The sequence below is a fragment of the Microcystis sp. LE19-84.1B genome (genome assembly GCF_027531875.1).
Lineage (GTDB): Bacteria > Cyanobacteriota > Cyanobacteriia > Cyanobacteriales > Microcystaceae > Microcystis > Microcystis panniformis.
In genome coordinates, this window is record NZ_JAPZSR010000452.1 from 1 (window position 1) to 1304 (window position 1304).

Genomic DNA, 1304 nt, shown 5'->3' on the forward strand with positions numbered 1-1304 from the left:
CGGAAGTGTTACCCGAAGCCTTAGAAATTGCCAGAGGGATTGGGTCTGAAAACTACCGTGCTTGGGCATTGACCGGGTTAGCTCCCCATTTACCGGAAAGTTTGTTACCGGAAGCCTTAGCAGTTGCCAGAGGGATTGGGACTGAAAACACCAGAGCAAGCGCATCGACCAGGTTAGGTCCCCAATTTCCGGACTGATTGTTACCCGAAGCCTTAGAAATTGCCAGAGGGATTGGGGATGAATACTACCGTGCAGAGGCATTGTTCGGGTTAGCTCCCCATTTACCGGAAGTTTTACCCGAAGCCTTAGCAGTTGCCAGAGGGATTGGGGATGAAAACTACCGTGCAGGGGCATTGATCGGGTTAGCTCCCCATTTACCGGAAGTGTTACCCGAAGCCTTAGAAATTGCCAGAGGGATTGGGAATGAAAACTCCCGTGCTTGGGCATTGACCGGGTTAGCTCCCCATTTACCGGAAGTTTTACCCGAAGCCTTAGAAGTTGCCAGAGGGATTGGGTCTGAAAACTACCGTGCAGGGGCATTGATCGGGTTAGCTCCCCATTTACCGGAAAGTTTGTTACCCGAAGCCTTAGAAGTTGCCAGAGGGATTGGGTCTGAAGACTCCCGTGCAGGGGCATAGTCCGGGATAGCTCCCCATTTACCGGCAGGTTTGATTCCCGGAGCACTCGTGAAGGCCAGTCGGATTGGGGAGGGATAGGGTCTGAAAACTACCGTGCTTGGGCATTGACCGGGTTAGCTCCCCATTTACCGGAAAGTTTGTTACCCGAAGCCTTAGAAGTTGCCAGAGGGATTGGGAATGAATACTACCGTGCAGACGTATTAAAAGCATTAACCGCCACATTAACCCCTGCTAATGTTGACTTATCTTTCTGGGAAAATACCCTTCAGGCTTTGGGGACTCTCACTCGTCCTCATTTCCTCGAAACTATTCCTAACTTAGCGCCTTTAATCCTTCATTTTGGGGGGGAGGTCGCCTTAAGAGAAGTGTATCAAGGGATTAGGGATGTTAGTCGCTGGTGGCGGTGATTCTCCTGTCAATAATTGCTATAATAGCTAAAATGGTCATAATGGCTAGTTTCTATAAAGGTTAGTTATGAAAACATTAGGAGCCTCAGAAGCAAAAAATCGCTTTGGCGAACTGTTGGACTTGGCTCGAAGAGAACCAGTAAAGATAGCAAAAAAGGGACGTAATGTTGCAGTCGTGCTGTCAATCGAGGAATTTGAGAGATTTTCCGAGTTGGAAAATCAACTTTTGGCTTTACAGGCAGAAAAAGCTCATCAAGAA

The 1304-nt window shown here is 48.5% G+C and carries 3 protein-coding genes and 1 pseudogene; all 4 read left to right on the forward strand.

The window, feature by feature from the left end; translation table 11 throughout:
- Positions 1-197: pseudogene (locus tag O9324_RS25300) on the forward strand (apoptotic protease-activating factor); the annotation flags it as partial.
- Complete coding sequence (locus O9324_RS25305; RefSeq protein ID WP_288141646.1) at positions 198-638, forward strand: hypothetical protein; 441 nt, start codon at positions 198-200, stop codon at positions 636-638.
- 104 nt (positions 639-742) lie between these two features.
- Positions 743-1045, forward strand: a complete 303-nt coding sequence (locus O9324_RS25310; protein WP_288141647.1) for a hypothetical protein — start codon at positions 743-745, stop codon at positions 1043-1045.
- 67 nt (positions 1046-1112) lie between these two features.
- Positions 1113-1304: type II toxin-antitoxin system Phd/YefM family antitoxin (locus O9324_RS25315; RefSeq protein ID WP_288141100.1), on the forward strand; the 192-nt coding region annotated here is incomplete at its 3' end.